The 20,196-nt window shown below is 67.6% G+C and carries 23 protein-coding genes and 2 tRNA genes; 9 read left to right on the top strand and 16 right to left on the bottom strand.

The window, feature by feature from the left end:
• The first annotated feature begins 11 nt into the window (after nucleotides 1–11).
• From QMX81_RS10535 to QMX81_RS10520, 4 genes are all read left to right on the top strand, one after another.
• Nucleotides 12–281, top strand: coding sequence for a hypothetical protein (locus QMX81_RS10535; protein WP_143592178.1), 270 nt, complete (start codon nucleotides 12–14; stop codon nucleotides 279–281).
• A gap of 29 nt (nucleotides 282–310) precedes the next feature.
• Nucleotides 311–721, top strand: coding sequence for a hypothetical protein (locus tag QMX81_RS10530; RefSeq protein ID WP_088434726.1), 411 nt, complete (start codon nucleotides 311–313; stop codon nucleotides 719–721).
• Between the two features lie 113 nt (nucleotides 722–834).
• Nucleotides 835–1,215 carry a hypothetical protein gene (locus tag QMX81_RS10525; RefSeq protein WP_147433861.1) on the top strand — a complete coding sequence of 127 codons (381 nt, stop codon included), beginning with the start codon at nucleotides 835–837 and terminating at the stop codon, nucleotides 1,213–1,215.
• Nucleotides 1,216–1,226: 11 nt separating this feature from the next.
• Nucleotides 1,227–1,667 (top strand): hypothetical protein, encoded by a 441-nt coding sequence (locus tag QMX81_RS10520; protein ID WP_282261240.1) that lies wholly within the window; start codon nucleotides 1,227–1,229, stop codon nucleotides 1,665–1,667.
• A gap of 30 nt (nucleotides 1,668–1,697) precedes the next feature.
• On the opposite strand, the gene QMX81_RS10515 is transcribed toward QMX81_RS10520, so the two are convergent.
• From QMX81_RS10515 to QMX81_RS10495, 5 genes are all read right to left on the bottom strand, one after another.
• A tRNA-Pro gene (locus tag QMX81_RS10515) sits at nucleotides 1,698–1,774 on the bottom strand.
• Between the two features lie 139 nt (nucleotides 1,775–1,913).
• Nucleotides 1,914–1,990, bottom strand: a tRNA-Pro gene (locus QMX81_RS10510).
• A gap of 48 nt (nucleotides 1,991–2,038) precedes the next feature.
• The gene (gene cydX, locus QMX81_RS10505) at nucleotides 2,039–2,152 is read right to left on the bottom strand and encodes a cytochrome bd-I oxidase subunit CydX (RefSeq protein ID WP_019182852.1); all 114 of its coding nucleotides are present in this window, start codon (nucleotides 2,150–2,152) and stop codon (nucleotides 2,039–2,041) included.
• Between the two features lie 30 nt (nucleotides 2,153–2,182).
• Nucleotides 2,183–3,337, bottom strand: coding sequence for a cytochrome d ubiquinol oxidase subunit II (gene cydB, locus QMX81_RS10500; RefSeq protein WP_121038151.1), 1,155 nt, complete (start codon nucleotides 3,335–3,337; stop codon nucleotides 2,183–2,185).
• Between the two features lie 15 nt (nucleotides 3,338–3,352).
• Entirely contained in the window at nucleotides 3,353–4,942 is a 1,590-nt protein-coding gene (locus QMX81_RS10495; protein WP_152152712.1) for a cytochrome ubiquinol oxidase subunit I, read from the bottom strand.
• A gap of 227 nt (nucleotides 4,943–5,169) precedes the next feature.
• Here QMX81_RS10495 and cydD point away from each other — a divergent pair, with 227 nt between their 5' ends.
• Both cydD and cydC read left to right on the top strand, forming a co-directional pair.
• Nucleotides 5,170–6,900, top strand: coding sequence for a thiol reductant ABC exporter subunit CydD (gene cydD / locus QMX81_RS10490; protein WP_282261234.1), 1,731 nt, complete (start codon nucleotides 5,170–5,172; stop codon nucleotides 6,898–6,900).
• Entirely contained in the window at nucleotides 6,897–8,570 is a 1,674-nt protein-coding gene (gene cydC / locus QMX81_RS10485; protein ID WP_152152708.1) for a thiol reductant ABC exporter subunit CydC, read from the top strand. Before cydD ends, cydC begins: the two co-directional genes overlap by 4 nt.
• 52 nt (nucleotides 8,571–8,622) lie before the next feature.
• Here cydC and QMX81_RS10480 read toward each other — a convergent pair whose 3' ends face one another.
• From QMX81_RS10480 to ccmA, 11 genes are all read right to left on the bottom strand, one after another.
• Entirely contained in the window at nucleotides 8,623–9,237 is a 615-nt protein-coding gene (locus QMX81_RS10480) for a cold shock and DUF1294 domain-containing protein (RefSeq protein WP_282261230.1), read from the bottom strand.
• A gap of 8 nt (nucleotides 9,238–9,245) precedes the next feature.
• Nucleotides 9,246–10,358 carry a homoserine O-acetyltransferase gene (locus QMX81_RS10475; protein ID WP_282261229.1) on the bottom strand — a complete coding sequence of 371 codons (1,113 nt, stop codon included), beginning with the start codon at nucleotides 10,356–10,358 and terminating at the stop codon, nucleotides 9,246–9,248.
• 73 nt (nucleotides 10,359–10,431) lie between these two features.
• Nucleotides 10,432–11,445 (bottom strand): tetratricopeptide repeat protein, encoded by a 1,014-nt coding sequence (locus QMX81_RS10470; protein ID WP_282261227.1) that lies wholly within the window; start codon nucleotides 11,443–11,445, stop codon nucleotides 10,432–10,434.
• Nucleotides 11,442–11,843: a cytochrome c-type biogenesis protein gene (locus tag QMX81_RS10465; protein ID WP_121041136.1), complete on the bottom strand. Its 402-nt coding sequence runs from the start codon at nucleotides 11,841–11,843 to the stop codon at nucleotides 11,442–11,444. Before QMX81_RS10465 ends, QMX81_RS10470 begins: the two co-directional genes overlap by 4 nt.
• Nucleotides 11,844–11,892: 49 nt before the next feature.
• Nucleotides 11,893–12,468 carry a DsbE family thiol:disulfide interchange protein gene (locus QMX81_RS10460; protein ID WP_282261263.1) on the bottom strand — a complete coding sequence of 192 codons (576 nt, stop codon included), beginning with the start codon at nucleotides 12,466–12,468 and terminating at the stop codon, nucleotides 11,893–11,895.
• A gap of 39 nt (nucleotides 12,469–12,507) precedes the next feature.
• Nucleotides 12,508–14,421: a heme lyase CcmF/NrfE family subunit gene (locus tag QMX81_RS10455; protein WP_121038130.1), complete on the bottom strand. Its 1,914-nt coding sequence runs from the start codon at nucleotides 14,419–14,421 to the stop codon at nucleotides 12,508–12,510.
• Nucleotides 14,422–14,883, bottom strand: a complete 462-nt coding sequence (ccmE, locus tag QMX81_RS10450) for a cytochrome c maturation protein CcmE (protein WP_121038127.1) — start codon at nucleotides 14,881–14,883, stop codon at nucleotides 14,422–14,424.
• Nucleotides 14,880–15,065, bottom strand: coding sequence for a heme exporter protein CcmD (gene ccmD / locus QMX81_RS10445; RefSeq protein WP_019182865.1), 186 nt, complete (start codon nucleotides 15,063–15,065; stop codon nucleotides 14,880–14,882). Before ccmD ends, ccmE begins: the two co-directional genes overlap by 4 nt.
• Nucleotides 15,062–15,826: a heme ABC transporter permease CcmC gene (gene ccmC, locus QMX81_RS10440; protein ID WP_121038124.1), complete on the bottom strand. Its 765-nt coding sequence runs from the start codon at nucleotides 15,824–15,826 to the stop codon at nucleotides 15,062–15,064. The genes ccmD and ccmC overlap by 4 nt, the downstream gene beginning before the upstream one ends.
• A 123-nt stretch (nucleotides 15,827–15,949) precedes the next feature.
• Nucleotides 15,950–16,645 (bottom strand): heme exporter protein CcmB, encoded by a 696-nt coding sequence (gene ccmB / locus QMX81_RS10435; protein ID WP_121038121.1) that lies wholly within the window; start codon nucleotides 16,643–16,645, stop codon nucleotides 15,950–15,952.
• Complete coding sequence (gene ccmA, locus QMX81_RS10430) at nucleotides 16,642–17,271, bottom strand: heme ABC exporter ATP-binding protein CcmA (RefSeq protein WP_088434712.1); 630 nt, start codon at nucleotides 17,269–17,271, stop codon at nucleotides 16,642–16,644. Before ccmA ends, ccmB begins: the two co-directional genes overlap by 4 nt.
• Before the next feature lie 102 nt (nucleotides 17,272–17,373).
• On the opposite strand from ccmA, the gene QMX81_RS10425 reads away from it, so the two are divergent.
• The 3 genes from QMX81_RS10425 (at nucleotide 17,374) to QMX81_RS10415 (ending at nucleotide 19,881) form a co-directional block, all read left to right on the top strand.
• Entirely contained in the window at nucleotides 17,374–18,522 is a 1,149-nt protein-coding gene (locus QMX81_RS10425) for a pyridoxal phosphate-dependent aminotransferase (protein WP_282261213.1), read from the top strand.
• Nucleotides 18,523–18,539: 17 nt separating this feature from the next.
• Nucleotides 18,540–19,346: an amidohydrolase gene (locus QMX81_RS10420; protein ID WP_282261261.1), complete on the top strand. Its 807-nt coding sequence runs from the start codon at nucleotides 18,540–18,542 to the stop codon at nucleotides 19,344–19,346.
• Between the two features lie 100 nt (nucleotides 19,347–19,446).
• On the top strand, nucleotides 19,447–19,881 hold the full coding sequence (locus tag QMX81_RS10415) for a hypothetical protein (RefSeq protein WP_282261212.1): 435 nt from the start codon (nucleotides 19,447–19,449) through the stop codon (nucleotides 19,879–19,881).
• Nucleotides 19,882–20,196 lie beyond the last annotated feature (315 nt).

The raw sequence follows: 20,196 nt of genomic DNA, 5'->3' as shown, positions 1-20,196 counted from the left end.
GAGATCCGTCCGTGGGCAGGAACATCGTTCCACCGCGCGATCATTGGCAGAAAGCAGGCAATGACCCCGCGGCCCGCAGTGCGGACTGGCTCGGTTGTGGCGGGGCGGACAGCGGCGGTTACAACGTCGCCACGTCGGATGGATCGAGCTCTGCGGTGATCCAGCAGGCGATGAGCCGCAAGTTCGACGACATGCAGCGTTGCATGATGTCCCGCGGGTATCAATACACGGGCTCCTGCGAAGGCGATATACGCAGTCAATATCCCGCATGCCAGAAGTAAGGCGTCTGCGGACATTCTGGACGAAGCGCATGAAGCAAGTTCGAAGGCGAAGCTGTACGGGGTTCGGTCTGCTGATGGCGGTAGCGGTCATGACGGGCTGCACCGCGGGCAACGGGCGCTTATGCGGCCCGCAGACGCCGCGCGCCTACTGTGACAAGAAAACCCACGACGCCTTGGCCAATCCCCCTTCGCAGCGCGACAGCTGGGCCGCGGGCACGGCAGATGCCTCGCAACTGGGGGCGGCGTGGGTGGCATGCGGCGGCATGGCGAACGGCAATGTCGGCATCGATCAACAGGGTGGCAACGGGCGCGAAACCGTGCAGCGCCTCACCCGGAAGAATGACGACGTCCAGCGCTGCATGATGCAAAAGGGATACCGCTACACCGGGTCATGCTCAGGGGATATTGCGAGTCGATTCCCCGCCTGCCAGTCGCGATGAACGTGCTGCGGCCTCGTGGCGTTGCGTTCACCGCTGCACCTGCTCCCTGGGATCGACGGTCGGTGCAGGAGCACCCTCGCGCGAGCCGGAGGGTCAGACGTATATCGATGCTGATGGCGATCGTACTTTTCGCGGTTGCAGGCTGTGCCAGCACTCCCGCTGTACCGGGGCAGGTGGCGGTGACGGACATGGGGCCTGTTCCGGCGGGTTCCGTTCGTGTCATGCCGACGCGGCAGTACTGGCGCAAGGCGGGGGCGAGCAAGGCCGACGCGGACCTGGCCCGGCAGCAATGCAGCCAGCACCTGCGCAACACCGACGAGTACGTTGGGCTTCTCAAGGAGAGCGCCGTGATCACGAAGATCTGGCATGCCGAACGTACCTCGGCACAGAAGAAGCGGCGCAAAGAGATCGCCGCTCGGCTGGGCCAGCTCCATGATGCATGCATGGCCGGCGAGGGGTTCGAGTTCGTGCGTCGTGGGTTTCCGGTGGAGTGAATACGATGCGCATGACACTGCTGTTCGTCCGTAGGGGGTTTATCTGTCGCAAGCATCCCGCCAAACGGCATACCGGTCGTGCGACGGTGGTGCTCGGCATGCTGTTCGGGCTGACCGCCTGTGGTGCAGGTGGGATGTGGATGAATGGAAACCCTGCCGCAACCCGGCAGCTGGTGCCGCCGGGCCACGACTGGAGCAGGCCGGACGCAGGTGCCCTGGTGCGTGATACGGACTGGCAGGCCTGCGGCGGCCAACGCAGTGGGAACATCTCCCCAGACCGGCAAGGTGCCACGGGTGAGGAAACCGCCCATCTTTCACGCGACAAGCTCTACGCGGCACAACGGTGCATGCTGGGGAAGGGCTACCGCTACACCGGCAGCTGCGAAGGGGAGATCCGCAGCCGTTACCCGGCCTGCCAATCGCCAGACACAAAAAAACCCGGAGGACAGTGATGTCTTCCAGGCTTGATTGTGACCATCAAATGGTCGGGGAGACAGGATTCGAACCTGCGACCTCTACGTCCCGAACGTAGCGCTCTACCAGACTGAGCTACACCCCGTAAGGAGCCGCCTATTGTATCGATCCCGCCGGTCGGCGGCAAGGGGGGATCGCGTTTTTCGCCTTCGGTGCCGTGTTGCCACGGCCCTTGATAAAGAAGCCTGGAAACGTGTTCCCAGGCTTCAATACGACCACCGAAGTGGTCGGGGAGACAGGATTCGAACCTGCGACCTCTACGTCCCGAACGTAGCGCTCTACCAGACTGAGCTACACCCCGAAGGAGCCGACAAGGATACGGTGTGAAGACCCGATCGGCAACCTTTTTTTAGCCTTCTTCGTGATCCGTACGGCTCTGCTCGCGGGCTTCGAACCACATGCCGTTGAGAATGGCCACGACCGAAGCCAGCCCTGCACCCAGAATCCAAGCGAAGTACCACATGGTAAGTCTCCTATGGCGCCGCGGGGCGCGTCAGTAAGCGTTGGGGTTGTCGCCCATCTCTTCGGCCGTGGTCTTGCCCTTCATCACGCGGTAGACCCAGGAGGTGTAGGCGATGATGATCGGCAGGAAGATGGCCGTGGCGATCAGCATGATCCCCAGGGTCAGGTGGCTGGAGGAGCTGTCCCAGACGGTCAGGCTGGAGCCCGGCTGACTGGAGGAGGGCAGCAGGAACGGGAAAATCGCAAAGCCGACGGTCAGGATGATGCCGGCGATCGACGCCCCCGAGGCCAGGAACGCCAGGCCACCACGGCGGGCCCGCAGCAGTACCGCGCTGGCCAGCGCACCCACCAGCCCGAGGATCGGGGCCAGCAGGGTCAGCGGCATGCTCTGGTAGTTGCGCAGCCAGCCACCGGCCACCGCACCGACGGCCGCGGTCTTGAGCAGCGGGTTGGTCGGGCCATCGGTCACCACCTGCGAGGTGATCTGGTAGCCCGGCAGGCCGAAGGCCACCCAGACGCCGGCCAGGGCGAACAGCACGAAGGTCAGCACCGCCGCGACGCTGCCGTAGCGGGCCGAGCGCTCGGCCACCGGGCCATCGGTCTTGAGCACCAGCATCGCGGCACCGTGCGAGACCACCATCGCCACGCTGACCAACCCCGCCACCAGCGCGAACGGGTTGAGCAGGCCGATCAGGGTGCCGGTGTAGAAGATGCGCATGCTGTCATCGAAGTGGAACGGCACGCCGACCAGCACATTGCCCACCGCCACGCCGGCGATCAGTGCCGGCAGCAGGCCGCCGACGAACAGCGCACGGTCCCAGTTCTCGCGCCAGCGCTTGCCGGGCATCTTGCTGCGGTACTTGAAGGCGACCGGGCGCAGGATCAGCCCGAACAGCATCAGGAACACCGCCAGGTAGAAGCCGGAGAAGCTGACCGCGTACAGCGGCGGCCAGGCGGCGAAGATCGCACCGCCACCGAGCACCAGCCACACCTGGTTGCCTTCCCATACCGGGCCGACGGTGTTGATCACCAGCCGGCGTTCGTCATCGGTCCTGGCCACGAACGGCAGCAACGTGCCGACGCCGAGGTCGAAACCGTCCATCACCGCCCAGGCGATCAGCAGGATGCCGAGCAGCAGCCACCAGATCACGCGGAGCGTGGTGTAATCGAGTCCAATGAATTCCATCTGGGTTCTCCTGCCTTACGCCCGACCGTGGGTCGGCGCAGCGGCATTGGGGGAAAGGGACGTGGCTGCAGCCTGCAGCGACGGCAGGATGTCGTCCGGGCCCTTGCGGATCGCCTTGAGCATCAGCTTCACTTCGATGATCAACAGCACCGTGTACAGCGCGGTGAACACGGCCAACGTGGTCAGGATTTCATGCAGGGCCAGGCCCGAGGCGGCGTAGAAGGTCGGCAGCACGCCGTCCACCGCCCACGGCTGGCGACCGTACTCGGCCACGAACCAACCGCATTCGATCGCGATCCACGGCGCCGGCAGCGACCACAGGGCAAGCTTGAGGAACCAGCGCTTGTCCTGGAAGTTGTGGCGGCACGAGTAGTAGAAGGCCAGCGCGAAGAAGGCGATCAGGTAGAAGCCCAGCCCGGCCATGATGCGGAAGGTCCAGAACAGCGGGGCGACCCGCGGCACGGTATCCATCGCGGCCTTGGAGATTTCTTCCGGGGTGGCGTTGAGGATGTCTTCGCGATAGCGCTTGAGCAGCAGGCCGTGGCCCAGATCCTGCCAATGGCGGTCGAACATCTCGCGCGCTTCGATGTCGTTCTTGTCCTTGCGCACGCGTTCCAGCGCACCGTAGGCCAGCTGCCCGCCGCGGATGCGGTTCTCGGCGCGCCCCACCAGCTCCAGGATGCCCGGGATCGGCTGGTCCAGCGAACGGGTGGCGATCAGGCCCATCAGGTAAGGGATCTTGATCGCGTAATCGTTCTGCTGGGTGGTCTGGTTCGGAATGCCGAAGGCGGTGAAGTCGGCCGGCGCACGCTCGGTTTCCCACATCGCTTCGATCGCGGCCAGCTTCATCTTCTGGTGTTCGCTGGCGGCATAGCCGCTTTCGTCACCCAGCACCACCACCGACAGCGAGGACAGCAGGCCGAAGGCGGCCGCCACCGCGAAGGAACGGCGTGCCATGTCCTTGTGCTTGTTGCGCAGCAGGAACAGGGCGCTGATCGACATCACGAACACCGCACCGGTCACGTAGCCGGCACTGACCGTATGCACGAACTTGGCCTGGGCCACCGGGTTGAACAGCACGGCGGCGAAATCCACCACCTCCATGCGCATCGTTTCCGGGTTGAAGATCGCGCCGGTCGGGTTCTGCATCCAGCCGTTGGCGATCAGGATCCACACCGCCGAGAGGTTGGTGCCCAGGGCCATCAGCCAGGTCACGGTGAGGTGCTTGACCGGGCTCAGGCGCTTCCAGCCGAAGAAGAACAGACCGATGAAGGTCGCTTCCAGGAAGAACGCCATCAGGCCTTCGATCGCCAGCGGTGCGCCGAAGATGTCGCCGACGTAGTGGCTGTAATACGACCAGTTCATGCCGAACTGGAATTCCATCACGATGCCGGTGGCGACGCCGATGGCGAAGTTGATGCCGAACAACGTGCCCCAGAACAGCGTCATCTGGCGCCAGACCTGCTTGCGGGTCATGACATAGACGCTCTCCATGATGGCCACCATGAAGGACAGGCCAAGCGTGAGGGGAACGAAAAGGAAGTGGTACATCGCGGTCAGAGCGAATTGCAGCCGCGACAGTTCTACGACTGTCTGATCAATCATGGCCTGGCTACCTCGTTGGGTTTTGCCGTTTCAGGTGGCGGGAAGGGGGGTCTACGGGGTGAATTCTGTGACCAGCAACTTCAAACAGCCTTGATTCAGATCAATGTACAAACGCACTCGCACGGGGATCGTAGGCCATCCCGCCCCTGCGACCGCTGGCCGCACGGGGGCGGGGCCAGCACCTACTACAATCGACGGAACCTCCCTGTGGCCGCCAGTGACTTGTTTTGAGCATACCCCCCGACGCGACCATTGTTGAGACAACCGCCCTGCGCCGCCGTCGCCTGCACTGGCTGGGTGGGCTGGCGGCGGCCGCCCGCGGCAAGCAGCGCTTGGCGGCGATCTGCATCTGCCTGTCCGGCGCCCTGCTGATCGGGCAGGCGGCCGCCATCGCCTGGTTGATCCAGGCGGTGCTGGTCGATCACCGCCCCCTGGCCGACGCCACGCCCGTGCTGCTGGGCTTGCTGGCGGTGCTGGGCATCCGCACCCTGTTGGGGAGTGCGACCCAGGCGGCGGCCGGTGAGGTCGCCGATGCGGCGCGGCTGGCGCTGCGTGAACGGGTTTATCAGCGGCTGCTGGGGCGCGGGCCCCTGTGGCTGCGCCAGCAACGCACCGGCGAACTCGGCGAACTGATGCTCGCCCATGCCGATGCGATCGAGAATTATTACGCCGGTTACCAGCCGGTCCGCATCGAAGTGGTGGTGGTTCCGCTGCTGATCGCCATCGCCGTGGCCTGGACCGATTGGGTGATCGCGCTGATTCTCTTGTTCACCGCGCCGCTGGTGCCGTTCTTCATGATGCTGGTCGGTTGGGGCGCTGAAGCCGCCGGCCGCGCGCAGCTGGGCGAACTGGCGCGGATGAGCGGCCACTTCGCTGATCGCATCAAGGGGCTCGGCCTGCTGCGCCTGTACGGGCGGGGCGAGGCCGAGCTGGACGGTGTGGCCACGGCGGCCGAAGGCGTGCGTGAGCGCACCTTGAAAGTGCTGCGGATCGCCTTCCTCTCTTCGACAGTGCTGGAGTTCTTCGCGTCGGTCAGCGTGGCGATGGTCGCGTTGTATCTGGGCCTGAGCTATCTCGGCCTGATGTCGTTGCATGCGCAGGTGCCGACGCTGGGCGTGGGCATGTTCTGCCTGCTGCTGGCACCGGAGTTCTATGCACCGCTGCGGCGCTTGGCGGCGCATTACCACGACCGCGCCAACGCGCTGGCCGCGGCGGCCGAAGTAGAGCGGCTGCTCGGCGACTTGCCGGAGGCCCCCATAGCCGAGGAGGCACCGCCTGCGAGTGCGCGCGCTCCGGAACTGCTGGAACAGCGTGCCCCTCCGGTGGTCGTACGCGGGGTGAGCCTGCGACCACTGGGTGCGCACCACGATGTGGTGCAGCAGCTCTCGTTCCAGATCGAGCCTGGGCAACGGGTGGCGCTGGTCGGCCCCAGCGGCAGTGGCAAAAGCACGTTGCTGGAAGCACTGGCCGGGTGGCTGCCCCCGCGCGAGGGCAGCATCGTGCTGCGCCCCGGGTTGGACGTGGGCTATGCCGGGCAGCGCCCCTATCTGTTCCACGGCACGATCGCCGACAACCTGCGCCTGGCCGCACCGGGCGCGAGCGATGCGCACCTGCGTGCCGTGGCCGAGGCTGCCCAGGTGATGCGCTTCGCCGCCGCACTGCCACAGGGGCTGGACACCGTGATCGGTGAGCGCGGCTTCGGATTGTCCGGTGGCGAAGCGCGCCGTATCGGCTTGGCGCGGCTGTTGCTGCGCGATCCGCAACTGCTGCTGCTCGATGAGCCGACCGCCTTCCTCGATCCCGATACCGAAGCCGATCTCCTGCGTACCCTGGCCGCGTTCGCACGTGGGCGCAGCGTGGTGATCGCCACGCACAGCGAGACCGCGATGCGCTGGGCAGACACCCGCCTGACCTTGACCGCCGGCGGCGCGCGCCTGGCCTCGGAGCTAACGCCATGAAGGCCGCGCACATCGATTCGCTGAAGGGTGTGTTCGCCCGGCATCGCGGCCGCCTGCTGCTGACCGTGTTGCTGCTGTGGACGACGATGCTGGCCGGCACCGCGCTGCTCGGGTTGTCCGGTGGTTTCCTCACCGCCGCCGCCTTGGCCGGTGCGGCCGGGCTCGGCAACGGCTTCAACTTCTTCTCGCCCTCGGCGGGAATCCGCGGGCTGACCATGGCGCGCATCGTGTCGCGCTATTTCGAAAAACTGGTCGGCCACGATGTCACCCTGCGCATCGCGCGCGATCTACGGGTGTGGTTCTTCCGTCGCGCGCTGCCGCTGGCACCGGCGCGTCTGGCCGGTGTACGCACCGGTGAACTGCTGGCGCGGCTGATGTCCGATATCGGCGAGGTCGATGGCCTGCTGGTGCGTGCGATCGGCCCGCTGCTGGCGCTCGGTGGTATCTCGCTGGTGGCGGTGGTGTCGGCCGGCATCATCTATCTGCCGGCGGCCGGGCTGCTGGCGGTGCTCGCCTTGCTGATCGGGGTGGGCGTGCCGTGGCTGACCGTGCGTGGCGCCGCCGACCAGGAGCGCGACCGCGCGCTGCACCGTGCGCAGTTGCGTACCCAATCCTTCGAAGGGCTGGAAGGCGCGGCCGATCTTGCTGCGCTGCAGGCGCGCGAGCATTGGAACCAGCGCGTGCTGGTGGCAGCCAAACAGCTGAAGTCGCGTGACAAGCGTCGCCGCTGGCGCTTGATCAGTGGCAATGCGCTGCATGGTCTGTGTGGCGCGGGTGGCTTGGTGGCGATGCTGTGGCTGGCCCTGCATGCGTTCGAGCGTGGCAGCGTGGATGCCGCGCTGGCGGCGGCACTGGTGTTCCTGACCGTCGCACTGCTGGAGCTGTGGGCCGGGATCGGGCTGGCCTGGCAATCGTGGTTGTCCGGCCGCGTCGCCGCGGTGCGGCTGGAGGCGATCGTGGATCAGGCGCCGGGCGTGGTGGAAGCCGCCGCGCCGGTGGCTGTGCCATCCGTGCCCGCAACGCTGCGATTCGATCACGTGGTGTTCCGTTGGCCCGGCCAGGCGCGCGTGTTGCTGGACCATGTGCAACTGGAACTCGCACCGGGCGAACGGATCGCGATCCGCGGTGACAGCGGCAGTGGCAAGACCACGCTGTCCTCGCTGCTGCTGCGACTATGGGATCCGGAGGCCGGCAGCGTGCGTTACGGCGATGCGGATATCCGCAGTGTCGCGCAGGCCGACTGGCACCGTCAGATCGCCTGGCTCCCGCAGAACGCGCCGGTGTTCGCTGGCACCGTGGCGGACAACCTGCGGCTCGGCGATGCACAGGCCAGCGATGCACGATTGTGGCAGGTACTGGCGGAGGTCCGTCTGCACGCGTGGGCCGAGCAGATCGGTGGGTTGGCGGCGTGGGTGGGCGAGAACGGCGCGACCATGTCAGCCGGGCAGGCACGGCGCCTGGCGCTGGCGCGCGCGCTGCTGCGTGACGCACCGATCCTGTTGCTGGATGAGCCCACCGAAGGCCTGGATGTGGATACCGCGCATGCGCTGTTGCAGGACATGGTGGCGGCGCTGGGCAACCGCAGTCTGTTGATGATCACCCACGACGAACTGCCGGAGGGCATCGTGCATCGCAGCTATCGTTTGCGGGATGGGCGGTTGGAAGGGTAGCGGCGAGGGCGATCCGCACGCAGCGTGTAAAGCATCCACGCATGGCGTGGATCTACCCTGGGATGCTGCCGTTGTGGATCAGCCAGCCCAGCGGCGCTATGTTGATCACTACCGCCACCCAGAACACTCGCTGGAAGGAGGCCTTGCGGTTCTTGTGGCGCAGCACGGCCTGCGCCATCAACGCACCCGGCCAACCGCCCAGCAGGGCCAGGCCCTGCAGCGTGCTTTTCGGTGTGCGCTGGCGATCATTCCGGGCGGCGGATTTGTCATGCCAATACCAGAGGTATGTCACCACGCTCAGGGCGAGGTAGGCACCCGGTACCCACGTCGGCCAGTGCTGCCACATCGCCACGGCAATGAGGCCTGCGAGGAACACCAGCGCGATGGCCGTACGTGGCAATCGATCCGGCCCCGCACCCCGCACCGCAGCGCGTGCAGCAGGGCGGCCCCCATCGCGGTCCAGCGCAAACCGCACCGCGCCCGCGTTGCGGCGCCCCTGCGCATCGGTCTGCACGTCATAGGTGATTACATCGCCCAGTACCGGGCGTCGATCGCGTGCCGAGAATGCGCGGATATGTACGAAGCATCGCTCGCCGCCGCCATTGGGCTGCACGAAGCCGAATCCGCGCGCCTCGTTCCACTCGCTGATCTTTCCTTGAAGGCGCATGGGTAAACTCAGAGTGAAGACAGGAAACCGCTGACCGCCGGCCCGAACCGCGCGACATCCACCAGGAACGCATCGTGCCCCTGCGGCGAATCCAGCCCGATGAACTGCGCATCGGCACCGCCGGCGCGCAGGCCCTCGGCGATCTGCTGTTGCTGCTGCACCGGGAACAGGATGTCGGTGTTGGCGCCGATCGCCAGCGCCTTGCCCACCTGGATCTTCGCCAGCCCGGCCATGACGTCGCCGTCGGCATATTCGGCCAGGTCGAACCAGTCCATCGAGCGGCTCAGGTACAGATAGCAGTTGGGATCGAAGAAGCGCACGAAGCGGCGGGCATGGCCTTCCAGATAGCTTTCGACCTGGAACTCCAGGCCGAACGGATCGTCATCGGCCTGGTCCGAATCCAGCCGCACGCGGCCGAAACGGCCGTCCCACTCCAGTGCGGAGCGGTAGGTGATCACGCCGAGCTTGCGCGCCATGCGCATGCCCGATTCCGGGTAGGCCTGGTCGGTATAGCGCCCGCCATTCCACTGCGGATCAAGCCGGATCGCCTCGCGTTGCAGCGAGCGGATCGCGATGGAGAACGGCAGCGCCTGGGCACTGCCGGAAATATTGATATGGCTGCGCGCGAGGCCCGGGTGCAGCATCAGCAGGGCCAACGCGGTCATCCCGCCCATCGAGTTGCCGATCACGCAGGCCAGTTCGGTCACGCCCAAGGCGCGCACCACCTCCACCGCCGCCCGCGCGCCATCTTCGATGGACAGTTCGGGGAAGCGCAGACCATACAGTTCGCCCGTCGCCGGATCGAGACTGGCCGGCCCGGTGGAGCCTTTGCAGCTGCCCAGCGAGTTCACGCAGATCACGAACCAGCGGTCGGTATCGATCGGCTTGCCTGGGCCAACCATCGCCTCCCACCAGCCGGCGGCAGGGTTGTCGGCGTTGGCCGCGGCATGCGCATCGGGGGAGAGCCCGGTGACGATCAATACTGCATTGCCGGCATCGGCCGCGAGCGTGCCCCAGGTCTCATAGGCAACGTGCGCACCGCGTAGTTCACCGCCACGCTTGAACGCGAACGGCGAGGGCAGGGCGTGATAACGGGTGCCGGGGGGAATGAATTCAGTCATGCGCGCAGTTTAGCCGGGCGCCGCGATGGCGCCGTAGTGGTGAGCGGCACGCTGCGTCGCGGCCGCGCATCGGTCATGGGCGATCAAACACCAGGGGCACCGGCCCGGCATGCGGCAGACGCACCCGTACCGGCGTGGTTTCCAGATCGTCCGGCTGGCGGTTGGCCTGGCCCGAACGCGACAGCCGCGCAATGACCTCAACCTCCTGCACCTGCGAGAGCGTGCTGGTCGGCATCGGGCTGTCGCCATCGCCAAGGGTGACCAGCAGCGGCACCTGGCTGGCCGGATGCTTCTGCACCGCGATCGGCATCGGCGGGCCATCGGGTGCGCGCGCGATCACGAACACGCTCGCGTTGGCCAACGCGGGATCCAACGTGGTTCCGGGTGCGAACCGGACCTGCACCGTGAGGGCGTGGTTGCCCGCCGCCGCAGGGACGGAGGTTCCGGTCATGGGCGGCAGCCCGGCAGTGCCGCGGGCGATGGCGATCTGCTGGCGCAACGCGCGCGCCGCGCCCGGCTCCAGGCGTGGCAGAAGCGCTTCCCAGGCGGCCGCCGCTTCGGCGTCCTGCCCGCGCTGGCGCAGGGCAATGCCGATCAGCCAGCCGGCGCGTTCGCTCTCCGGCGCGAGTGCGTTGGCGTGACGCAGCCATTGCAGGGCCTGGTCATCGAATTGTTTGCCCGGCGCGGCCTGTGCGCGCGCCTGCGCCGCTTCGACCAGCACGCCGGGGTCGTCCGGGGCGAGTTGCACCGCGCGGTCAAACGCGGCCGTGGCCTCGGCCAGCTTGCCCAGGGCCAGCTGCGAGCGGCCAAGCAGAGCCCAGCCATCGGCGCGCTGCGGGTCTTTCGCCAGCGCCTGTTGCAGCGCCTGCACGCCATCCTCCAGCGTGGCAGGCTCGTCGCTGGCCGCCGTCCGCTCGGCGGCATCCGGCGTGCCGACCAGCAGGTACAGCGCGCCACCGGCCAACCCAAGGGCCAGCATCGCGATCACGAAGGGGCGGCGTTGGCCGCCTGCACGCAGCGGCCACAGCACGCGTGCCGCCACGGCAGCGGCGACGACCGCGGCACTCAGGGCCATCCAAAGGCTCACCAGCGCTCCTCGCTCTTGTCCATCGGTTCGATCCCGCGGCTGCGACGGCGCACCACCCAGACCAGCACGCCCGCGCCGAGCAGCAGCGCCACCGGCGGCCCGAACCAGAGCAGCGCATTGCGTGCTTCCATCGGCGGCCGGTACAGCACGAACTCGCCATAGCGATCGACCAGGAACTGCTTGATCTGCGCATCGCTGTTGCCCTGCTGCATCAGCACCAGCACTTCGCGGCGCAGGTCGTGCGCGATCTGCGCATTGGAATCGGCCAGCGACTGGTTCTGGCACTGCACGCAGCGCAGCTCGGCGGCCAGCGCGTGGAAGCGGGCTTCCTCGGCGGCGTCGCGGTACTGCAACGGAGTCGGGTCGGAGACGGCCTGCGCCATCACCGGCGAGGCCATGGCGAGCGACAGCGCGAGCAGCGCCGCGCCGGGCCCGTGGATCCTGCGCTTACGGCGAGGCGGGCAGCTGCGGCTGGGCATTGGCACGCTCCACCTTTTCCAGTTCCGGGATCAGCTGGGTATCGATCACGCGCTGGCTGAGCGCGCCACTGTACTTCCAGCGCACCACGCCACTGGCATCGACCAGGAAGGTCTCCGGCGCGGCGGTGACGCCCCAGTCGATCGCGGTGCGGCCTTCGATGTCGCTCAGCACCAGCACGAACGGATTGCCCAGCTGTTCCAGCCAACGCAGGGCATCGGCCGGCTCGTCCTTCCAGTTGTAGCCGATCACGCGCACGCGCTTGGTTTCGGCGAACCTGGTCAGGATCGGGTGTTCATCGCGGCAGGCCGCGCACCAGCTGCCCCACACGTTGAGCACGTAGGGGGCGCCGCGCAGTTCGGCGCTGCTGACCTTGATGTGCGGGTCGTGCAGCACCGGCAGCTCGAAGGCCGGTGCGGGCTTGCCGATCAGTGCCGAGGGCAGGACATCGCGGTCCGGCGCGCCGGATTTCATCACCCCGTAGATCATCAGCCCCAGCAGCCCGAAGAAGAACAGCACCCCGATGACGATGGCCACGGGCGGCAGCGGGCGGGGGGCGGGGCGGGGATCGGACACGGGAAACTCCTAGGGACGACGGAAACGACGATCGGCGGCGGTGACGAAGCCACCCAGTGCCATCAGCAGCGCGCCCAGCCAGACCCAGCGGACGAACGGTTTGATGTGCACGCGCACGGCCCATGCATTGTTGCCCAGCGATTCGCCGAGTGCCACGTAAACATCGCCGTTGAGGCGGGCGTGGATGCCGGCCTCGGTCATCACCTGCCCGCCACTGGCGTACAGGCGTTTTTCCGGATGCAGCAGCGCCAGCTGGCGGTCGTGCTGGAACACGCGCAGGTGGCCGCGATCGGCGACGTAGTTCGGGCCTTGCTGATGGTCCACGCCTTCGAAGCGCACTTCGTAGGTGCCGACCACCAGCGACTGCCCGGGGGCGAGCGCGACTTCGCGCTGCACGTTCAACGCTTCCACCAGCAGTGCGCCGGCCAGGAACACGGCCACGCCGCCATGGGCCAGCAGCATGCCGATCATCTCGGCAGTGAACCTGCCGTTGCCGCGCAGGCGGGTCCACACGAAGCGCCCGGTACCGAACGCGACCCAGGCCGCACCGGTCACGCCGGCAGCGGTCTTCAACGCGCCCTGCGGCGCCATGAAGTACGCGATCACGCCCAGCAGCAGCGCCAGCCCGGCCCACGGTGCCAGCATCGCCAACCGCCGCGAGGCCTGGTCGCGCTGCCAGTTGACCAGCGGCCCGAACGGCAGCAGCGCCACCAGCGGCGCCATCAACACCACGAACAGCGTGCCGAAGTAGGGCGGCCCGACCGAGACCTTGCCCAGGCCCAACGCATCGGCCAGCAGCGGATACAGCGTGCCGAGCAGCACCATGCCGCAGGCGGCGGCCAGCAGCAGGTTGTTGGCCAGCAGCAGGGTCTCGCGCGAGGTCGGCAGGAAGCCGCGGCGCGGATCCTCGCTGGTCAGCGCGCCAGCCCGCAGCGCGTACAGCAGCAGCGCACCGCCGATCACCAGCGCCAGGAAGATCAGGATGAAGGTGCCGCGCGAGGGATCGGCCGCGAACGAGTGCACGCTGGTCAGCACGCCCGAGCGCACCAGGAAGGTGCCGAGCAGCGACAGTGCGAACGCGGCGATGGCCAGCAGCAGCGTCCAGCTGGCGAAGCTGCCGCGTTTCTCGGTAACCGCCTGCGAATGAATCAGTGCCGCACCGGCCAGCCACGGCATGAAGCTGGCGTTCTCGACCGGATCCCAGAACCACCAGCCGCCCCAGCCCAGTTCGTAATACGCCCACCAGCTGCCCAGTGCGATGCCGATGGTCAGAAAGCCCCAGGCCACATTGGTCCACGGCCGGGTCCAGCGCAGCCAGCGCGCATCCACGCGCCCTTCCAGCAGCGCGGCGATCGCGAACGCGAACGGCACCGCGAAGCCCACGTACCCGATGTACAGCATCGGCGGGTGGATGATCAGCCCGGGATCCTGCAGCAGCGGATTGAGGTCGCGTCCTTCCAGCGGCGCCGGGAGCAGCCGCGCGAACGGGTTGGAGGTGAAGATCAGGAAGGCGAGAAAGCCGATGCTGATGATGCCAAGCACGCCCAGTACGCGGGCGGACACCTCGGCCGGCAGGCGCTTGGACCACAGCGCGACGGCGCCGCACCACAGCGCCAGCACCAGCGCCCACAGCAGCAGGGAGCCTTCATGCGCGCCCCACACCGCCGAGTAGCGGTAGGCCAGTGGCAGCAGCGAGTTGGAATTCTCCGCCACATAGCGCACCGAGAAATCCTGGGTGACGAACGCCGCTGTCAGCACGCCGAACGCCCCCAGCAGCAGCGCCAGCTGCGCGTAGGCCGCCGGTCGCGCCACCGCCATCCACGCGGCGCGGCCACGATGGGCGCCCCACAGCGGCAGTACGGTCTGCAGCACGGCCATCAACAGTGCGGTGACCAGCAGGATCTGCCCCAGTTCCGGCAGCACTCAGTACGTCTCCGGCGCCGGCACGGGCACATCGTGTTTGATATGCGCCTGCCCCATCTTGTCGGCCACTTCCTTGGGCATGTAGGTCTCGTCGTGCTTGGCCAGCACTTCTTCGGCAACGAAACGGCCGTCCTGCAGGCGCCCGGTGGCGACCACGGCAGTGCCTTCGGCGAACAGGTCCGGGAGGATCCGCGAGGTGATCACCGGCAGGGTCGCGTCACCATCGGTGACCACGAAGTGCGCATCCAGCGAACCGGGCGCGCGCTGCAGCGACCCTTTGACCACCATGCCGCCCAGGCGGAACCGGGCGTGATCGCCGGCATCGCCGCGCAGCACTTCGGAGGGGGTATAGAGGTAGGCGATATTGCGCTGCAGGGCCATCGCGACCAGCGCGGTCGCCAGGCCGGAGGCGAGCACCAGCAGCATCACCCAGAGCAGGCGACGACGCCGGACCGGATTCATCGGGTCAGCTCCGGCGCCAGCGGCGGTGCGCTGCCTGCTGCAGTGCGGGCCTGCTGGCGCTGCTGGCGGCGCGCGGCCAGGCGGCGCGCCCAGCGCAGGCGCAGCCAGGAGCCGATGGCATCGCTGCCGAGTACCAGCACGAACACCGCGTAGGCGGCGATCACATAAGGCAGATGGGTCACGGGCGGCTGTCCTCCAGCGGGGCACGGGTGCCAGCGGCGACCCAGGCCTTGCCGGCCTCGCGCAGCAGGTTGTCGGCGCGGGCCTTGGCCAGCAGCGAGCCGGCGAACCACAGCTTGGTGCCGATCACCATCAGCCACAGTGGCAGCGCCATGCTGGCATCCAGCGTGGACGCGCCGAACAGGCGGATGGTCTGGCCCTGGTGCAGGCTGCCCCACCATTCCACGGAATAGCGGATCACCGGCAGCAGGCTCACCCCGACGATGGCCAGCAGGCCCGCTGCGCGCGCGGCGCTGCGGCGGTCCTCGATGGCGTGGTACAGGCCGATCACGCCCAGGTACAGGAACAGCAGGATCAGCTCGGTGGTCATGCGCGGGTCCCAGTCCCACCAGGTGCCCCAGGTCGGCTTGCCCCAGATGCTGCCGGTGAGCAGGGTGATCAGGGTGAAGCCAGCGCCGAGCGGGGCACAGGCCATTGCCAGGATTTCGCAGGTCTTGATCCGCCAGATCAGCGCGATCGCCGCGTACAGCGCCATCAGCGCGAACACGAACAGGCTCATCCACGCGCTCGGCACGTGGATGTAGAGAATGCGGAAGCTGTCCAGCTGCTTGGAATCGGCCGGCACCACGGCCAGCGCCTGCCAGATGCCGACCAGCAGCACCGGCACCGCCGCCAGGTAGAACACCCGCGACCAGCGCGCGGCAAAGCGGTCGAAGGTGGGCGGCGAACCGAGTTGGTGGAACCAGCGGACGATCGGGTGCATGCGGCAGTGGCTATCCAACGAAGGGCGACGATGGAACGGACGTGGAGTGGCTCGGTAACGGATGACGCGGAGGCAGGTGACGCTCACAACGCAGCGCACGCCACCGACAGTACGCCATACCGCTCAACTCAGCGAGATGCGGATCGCCGCGGCCGTCGCCAGCGGGGCCAGCACGAGCGCCACCACCAGCCCGGCGCCCAGCATCAGCAGCGCGCCGATCGGGTCCTGGCCGCGGGCGACCGCCGCCACACTGCCCGCGCCGAACACCAGCACCGGCACATACAGCGGCAGGGCCAGCAGCGCCACGAGAATACCAGAGCGCCGGATGCCGACCGTCAGCGCGGCGACCACCCCGCCGATCAGGCTCAGCAGCGGCGTTCCCAGCAGCAACGATGCCAGCAACATTGGCAGCTGGTCATGCGGCAGATGCAGCATTTCCGCCAGCAGCGGCGACATCACGATCAGCGGCAGCGCGGTGGTGAGCCAGTGCACCAGCACCCTCACCAGCACCAGCCAGGCCAGCGGCACCGGGGCCAGCAGCCATTGCTCCAGCGAGCCATCTTCGGCGTCGCTGCGGAACAGTGAATCCAGGGCCAGTTGGCCGGCCAGCAGCACCGCCAGCCACATCACGGCGGCGGCGACGCGTGCCATCGCCTCGGGGTCGCGGCCCAGTGCCAATGCGAACAGCACCACCACCAGCAACGCGAACAGCAACGGCTGCAACGCATCGCCGCGGCGGCGCCAGAGCAGGCGCATGTCGCGGCCGACCAGCGCCCTTGCGGTCTGCCACAGACCCGGTTCGGTACCCGGGGCGATCATGCCGCCGCTCCCAGGGTCAGCAGGCGCGTACGCACCGGTGGCGCGGCATACGCGCCGTGGGTGGTGACCAGGGCGGCACCGCCGCTGCGCAGGTGCGCGGAAATCATGCGGTTCACCAGGTTGATGCCGTCCAGATCGAGATTGGCGTACGGCTCGTCAAGCAGCCATAGCGGCGCGGGCGAGAGCCAGATGCGGGCCAGTGCCAGGCGGCGCTTCTGCCCGGCCGACAGCTGCCGCACCAAGGTGTCCTCATAGCCGGCCAGGCCGACGATCGCCAGCGCGTTGCCGGGCATCTGGCGGGCGCGGCGGCCGTGCAGCCCGCACAGGAAATGCAGGTTCTCCAGCGTGTCCAGGTCCGGCTTCAGCGCGGGCAGGTGGCTCAGGTAGGCCACGTAGTTGGCGCGCTCCTTGTGCCCGGCGCGCTTGCCATCGATCTCGACCTGGCCGCTGCCGGCGCGCAGCAGGCCGGCCAGCACCCGCAGCAGGGTGGTCTTGCCGGCGCCGTTGTCGCCCTGCACCAGCAGGGCTTCGCCGGCATCCACGTGCAGGTCCAGCGGGCCGAAGACGGGTTCGTCGTTGCGACTGAAGCCAAGGCCATGCGCGGCCAGCAACGGAGGGGCGTTCAAGGGGCGGGATCTTTGCACCGGAATGGGCCGCCATTGTATCGGGGGAACGGGCGGGATGATTTGCGTACACTGGGAGTTCTCCCGGTTCTTTCCCTGCTGCCGATGCAACCGCAAACCAAGCTGCCCAAGGTGGGCACCACCATCTTCACCGTGATGTCCCAGCTCGCCGCCGAACACGGCGCGGTCAACCTTGGCCAGGGGTTCCCGGATTTCTCCGCACCGCAGCGGCTGATCGATGAAACCATCGCCGCGATGCAGGGCGGTCTGAATCAGTACCCGCCGATGACCGGCGTGGCGCCGCTGCGCCAGGCCATCGCGCAGAAGTCGCTGGATCTGTACGGCGCCCAGGTGGATCCGGATACCGAGATCACCGTCACCAGCGGTGCCACCGAGGCGATCTTCAACGCCATCCACGCCGTGGTCCGTCCCGGCGAGGAAGTGATCGTGCTCGACCCGGCCTACGACTGCTACGAGCCGGCGATCGACCTGGCCGGCGCGCGTGCCGTGCACGTGCCGCTGGACCCGCAGACTTTCGCGGTCGACTGGGACCGCGTGCGTGCCGAGATCACACCGCGTACCCGCCTGCTGATGGTCAATACGCCGCACAACCCGTCCGGCGCGATGCTCAGTGCCGACGACATGCAGGCGCTGGCCGATGTGTTGCGCGGCACCGACATCTACTTGATCTCCGATGAGGTGTACGAGCACATCATCTACGACGGCCGTCGCCACGAATCCTCGCTGCGCCATCCGGAACTGCGCGCGCGCGCGTTCGTGATTTCCAGCTTCGGCAAGACCTACCACTGCACCGGCTGGAAGATCGGGTATGCCATCGCGCCGCCGGCGATGACCGCCGAGTTCCGCAAGGTGCATCAGTACAACACCTTCACCAGCTTCGGCCCGGCCCAGTACGGCTTTGCCGCGATGATCCGCGATGAGCCCGAGCACCATCTGGACCTGGGCGCGTTCTACCAGGCCAAGCGCGACCGCTTCCGCGAGCAGCTGCTGACCACGCGGCTGACACCGCTGCCGGTGCCGGGAGGCTACTTCCAGCTGGTGGATTACTCGGCCGTCAGCGATCTGCCGGACCACGAATTCGTGAAATGGCTGACCATCGAGAAGGGCGTGGCGGCGATCCCGCTGTCGCCGTTCTATGAGACCGCCCCGGCCGGCCAGCGTCTGGTCCGCCTGTGCTTTGCCAAGAACGACGCCACGATGGACGCGGCGATCGAACGCCTGCGGGCCCTGTGATGAGTGACGTGACCGAGCTGCAGGATCTGCGCGTTTCCCTGATCCAGGGCGACACCCGCTGGCACGACCCGGCGGGCAATCGCGCGCATTACGGTGCACTGCTGGCGCCGCTGGCCGGGCAGACCGATCTGGTGATCCTGCCGGAGACCTTTACCAGTGGCTTCTCCAACGATGCCATCGACAAGGCCGAGGGCATGGACGGCCCCACCGTCGCCTGGATCCGCGAGCAGGCGGTCCGGCTGGGCGCGGCAGTTACCGGCAGCGTGCAGCTGCGGGTGGGCGAGGGCGTCTACAACCGCTTGCTGTGGGCCACACCGGAGGGCGGGCTGCAGTACTACGACAAGCGCCACCTGTTCCGTTACGGCGGCGAGCACGAACGCTATGCCGCCGGCCGCGAGCGCCTGTGCGTGGAATGGAAGGGCTGGCGGATCAATCCGCAGGTCTGCTACGACCTGCGTTTTCCGGTGTTCTGCCGCAACCGCTACAACGTCGAGCGCGCCGACCAGCTGGATTTCGATCTGCAGATTTTCGTGGCCAACTGGCCGTCGGCCCGCGCCTATGCCTGGAAGACGCTGCTGCGCGCGCGCGCGATCGAGAACCTCTGCTATGTGGCGGCGGTCAACCGGATCGGTGTGGACGGCAACGAACTGCATTACGCCGGCGACAGTGCCGTGATCGATTTCCTCGGCCAGCCGCAGGTGGAAGTACGCGAGCGCGAGCAGGTGGTCACCACCACGATCTCGGCGGCGGCACTGGCCGCGCACCGGGCGCGCTTCCCGGCGATGCTCGATGCGGACAGCTTCAGCCTGCAGGAACGCAGTTGATGGCTGAACGGATGCCGGAGGCGCGCGATACGCATCATCCGCGCCACACGCGCGCGCTGCTAGATTCGGCTCGTTACCCCTTCAGTACGAGCGGACCTGCATGAAGAAGTTCTCCCTGGCATTGATCGCACTGGCTGGCATCTCGGCCGTCCCGGCCGCACAGGCCGCCGGCAACATTGATTGCGAGCTGCACTACAACCTGGCCGGCTGGTCGGTGCTGTACAAGACCGCCTCGGGCACCGGCACCATCCAGTGCGACAACGGCACCCGCATCCCGGTCAAGATCACCGCCAAGGGCGGCGGCCTCACCGTGGGCAAGTCGAAGATCGTCGACGGCAAGGGCAAGTTCTCCGGTGCCTACTCGGTCAACGACCTGATCGGTTCCTATGCGGCCGTTGAAGCGCACGCCGGCGCGGACAAATCCAGCAATGCGCAGGTGATGACCAAGGGCGATGTATCGCTGGCCCTGGCCGGGACCGGCAAGGGCTGGGATCTGGGCATTGGGGTGGGGCGCTTCACCATCGAACGCCGTTGAGGGGGTAGGGCCACGCCATGCGTGGCTGAAAGGCCTATCCGGCATGAAGCGCAGCCACCCATGGGGGGGCTCTGCCGAAGCGGGTTGATCGCCGCCCGCGCCGACCCAACAAAAAACCCCGGCCGAAGCCGGGGTTTTTTTGTGTCACTGATCAGCCGCCGCGCGGGCCGCCACCACGGTGACCGCCGCCACCCGGGCCGCGGTTGCCGCCGGGGCGACCGCCCGGGCCGCCGGGACCACGAGCACCGGGGCCACCCGGGCCACGGTTGCCGCCCGGACCACCCGGACCACGGTTGCCACCGGGACCGCCGGGGC

The organism is Stenotrophomonas sp. PS02301 (assembly GCF_029959485.1).
Taxonomy (GTDB): Bacteria; Pseudomonadota; Gammaproteobacteria; order Xanthomonadales; family Xanthomonadaceae; genus Stenotrophomonas; species Stenotrophomonas maltophilia_Z.
This window is presented reverse-complemented; position numbering and strand designations above follow the sequence as displayed.

Bases quoted from the DNA above. Each gene is read 5' to 3' on its own strand.
- QMX81_RS10530 (WP_088434726.1), top strand. From the start codon at position 311: ATGAAGCAAGTTCGAAGGCGAAGCTGTACGGGGTTCGGTCTGCTGATG.
- QMX81_RS10495 (WP_152152712.1), bottom strand. From the start codon at position 4,942: ATGATTGATCAGACAGTCGTAGAACTGTCGCGGCTGCAATTCGCTCTG.
- QMX81_RS10425 (WP_282261213.1), top strand. From the start codon at position 17,374: ATGCAACCGCAAACCAAGCTGCCCAAGGTGGGCACCACCATCTTCACC.
- QMX81_RS10415 (WP_282261212.1), top strand. From the start codon at position 19,447: ATGAAGAAGTTCTCCCTGGCATTGATCGCACTGGCTGGCATCTCGGCC.
- cydB (WP_121038151.1), bottom strand. From the start codon at position 3,337: ATGGAATTCATTGGACTCGATTACACCACGCTCCGCGTGATCTGGTGG.
- cydX (WP_019182852.1), bottom strand. From the start codon at position 2,152: ATGTGGTACTTCGCTTGGATTCTGGGTGCAGGGCTGGCTTCGGTCGTG.
- cydC (WP_152152708.1), top strand. From the start codon at position 6,897: ATGAAGGCCGCGCACATCGATTCGCTGAAGGGTGTGTTCGCCCGGCAT.
- ccmC (WP_121038124.1), bottom strand. From the start codon at position 15,826: ATGCACCCGATCGTCCGCTGGTTCCACCAACTCGGTTCGCCGCCCACC.
- QMX81_RS10475 (WP_282261229.1), bottom strand. From the start codon at position 10,358: ATGACTGAATTCATTCCCCCCGGCACCCGTTATCACGCCCTGCCCTCG.
- QMX81_RS10480 (WP_282261230.1), bottom strand. From the start codon at position 9,237: ATGCGCCTTCAAGGAAAGATCAGCGAGTGGAACGAGGCGCGCGGATTC.
- ccmB (WP_121038121.1), bottom strand. From the start codon at position 16,645: ATGATCGCCCCGGGTACCGAACCGGGTCTGTGGCAGACCGCAAGGGCG.
- QMX81_RS10465 (WP_121041136.1), bottom strand. From the start codon at position 11,843: ATGGCCTCGCCGGTGATGGCGCAGGCCGTCTCCGACCCGACTCCGTTG.
- QMX81_RS10520 (WP_282261240.1), top strand. From the start codon at position 1,227: ATGACACTGCTGTTCGTCCGTAGGGGGTTTATCTGTCGCAAGCATCCC.
- ccmE (WP_121038127.1), bottom strand. From the start codon at position 14,883: ATGAATCCGGTCCGGCGTCGTCGCCTGCTCTGGGTGATGCTGCTGGTG.
- QMX81_RS10525 (WP_147433861.1), top strand. From the start codon at position 835: ATGGCGATCGTACTTTTCGCGGTTGCAGGCTGTGCCAGCACTCCCGCT.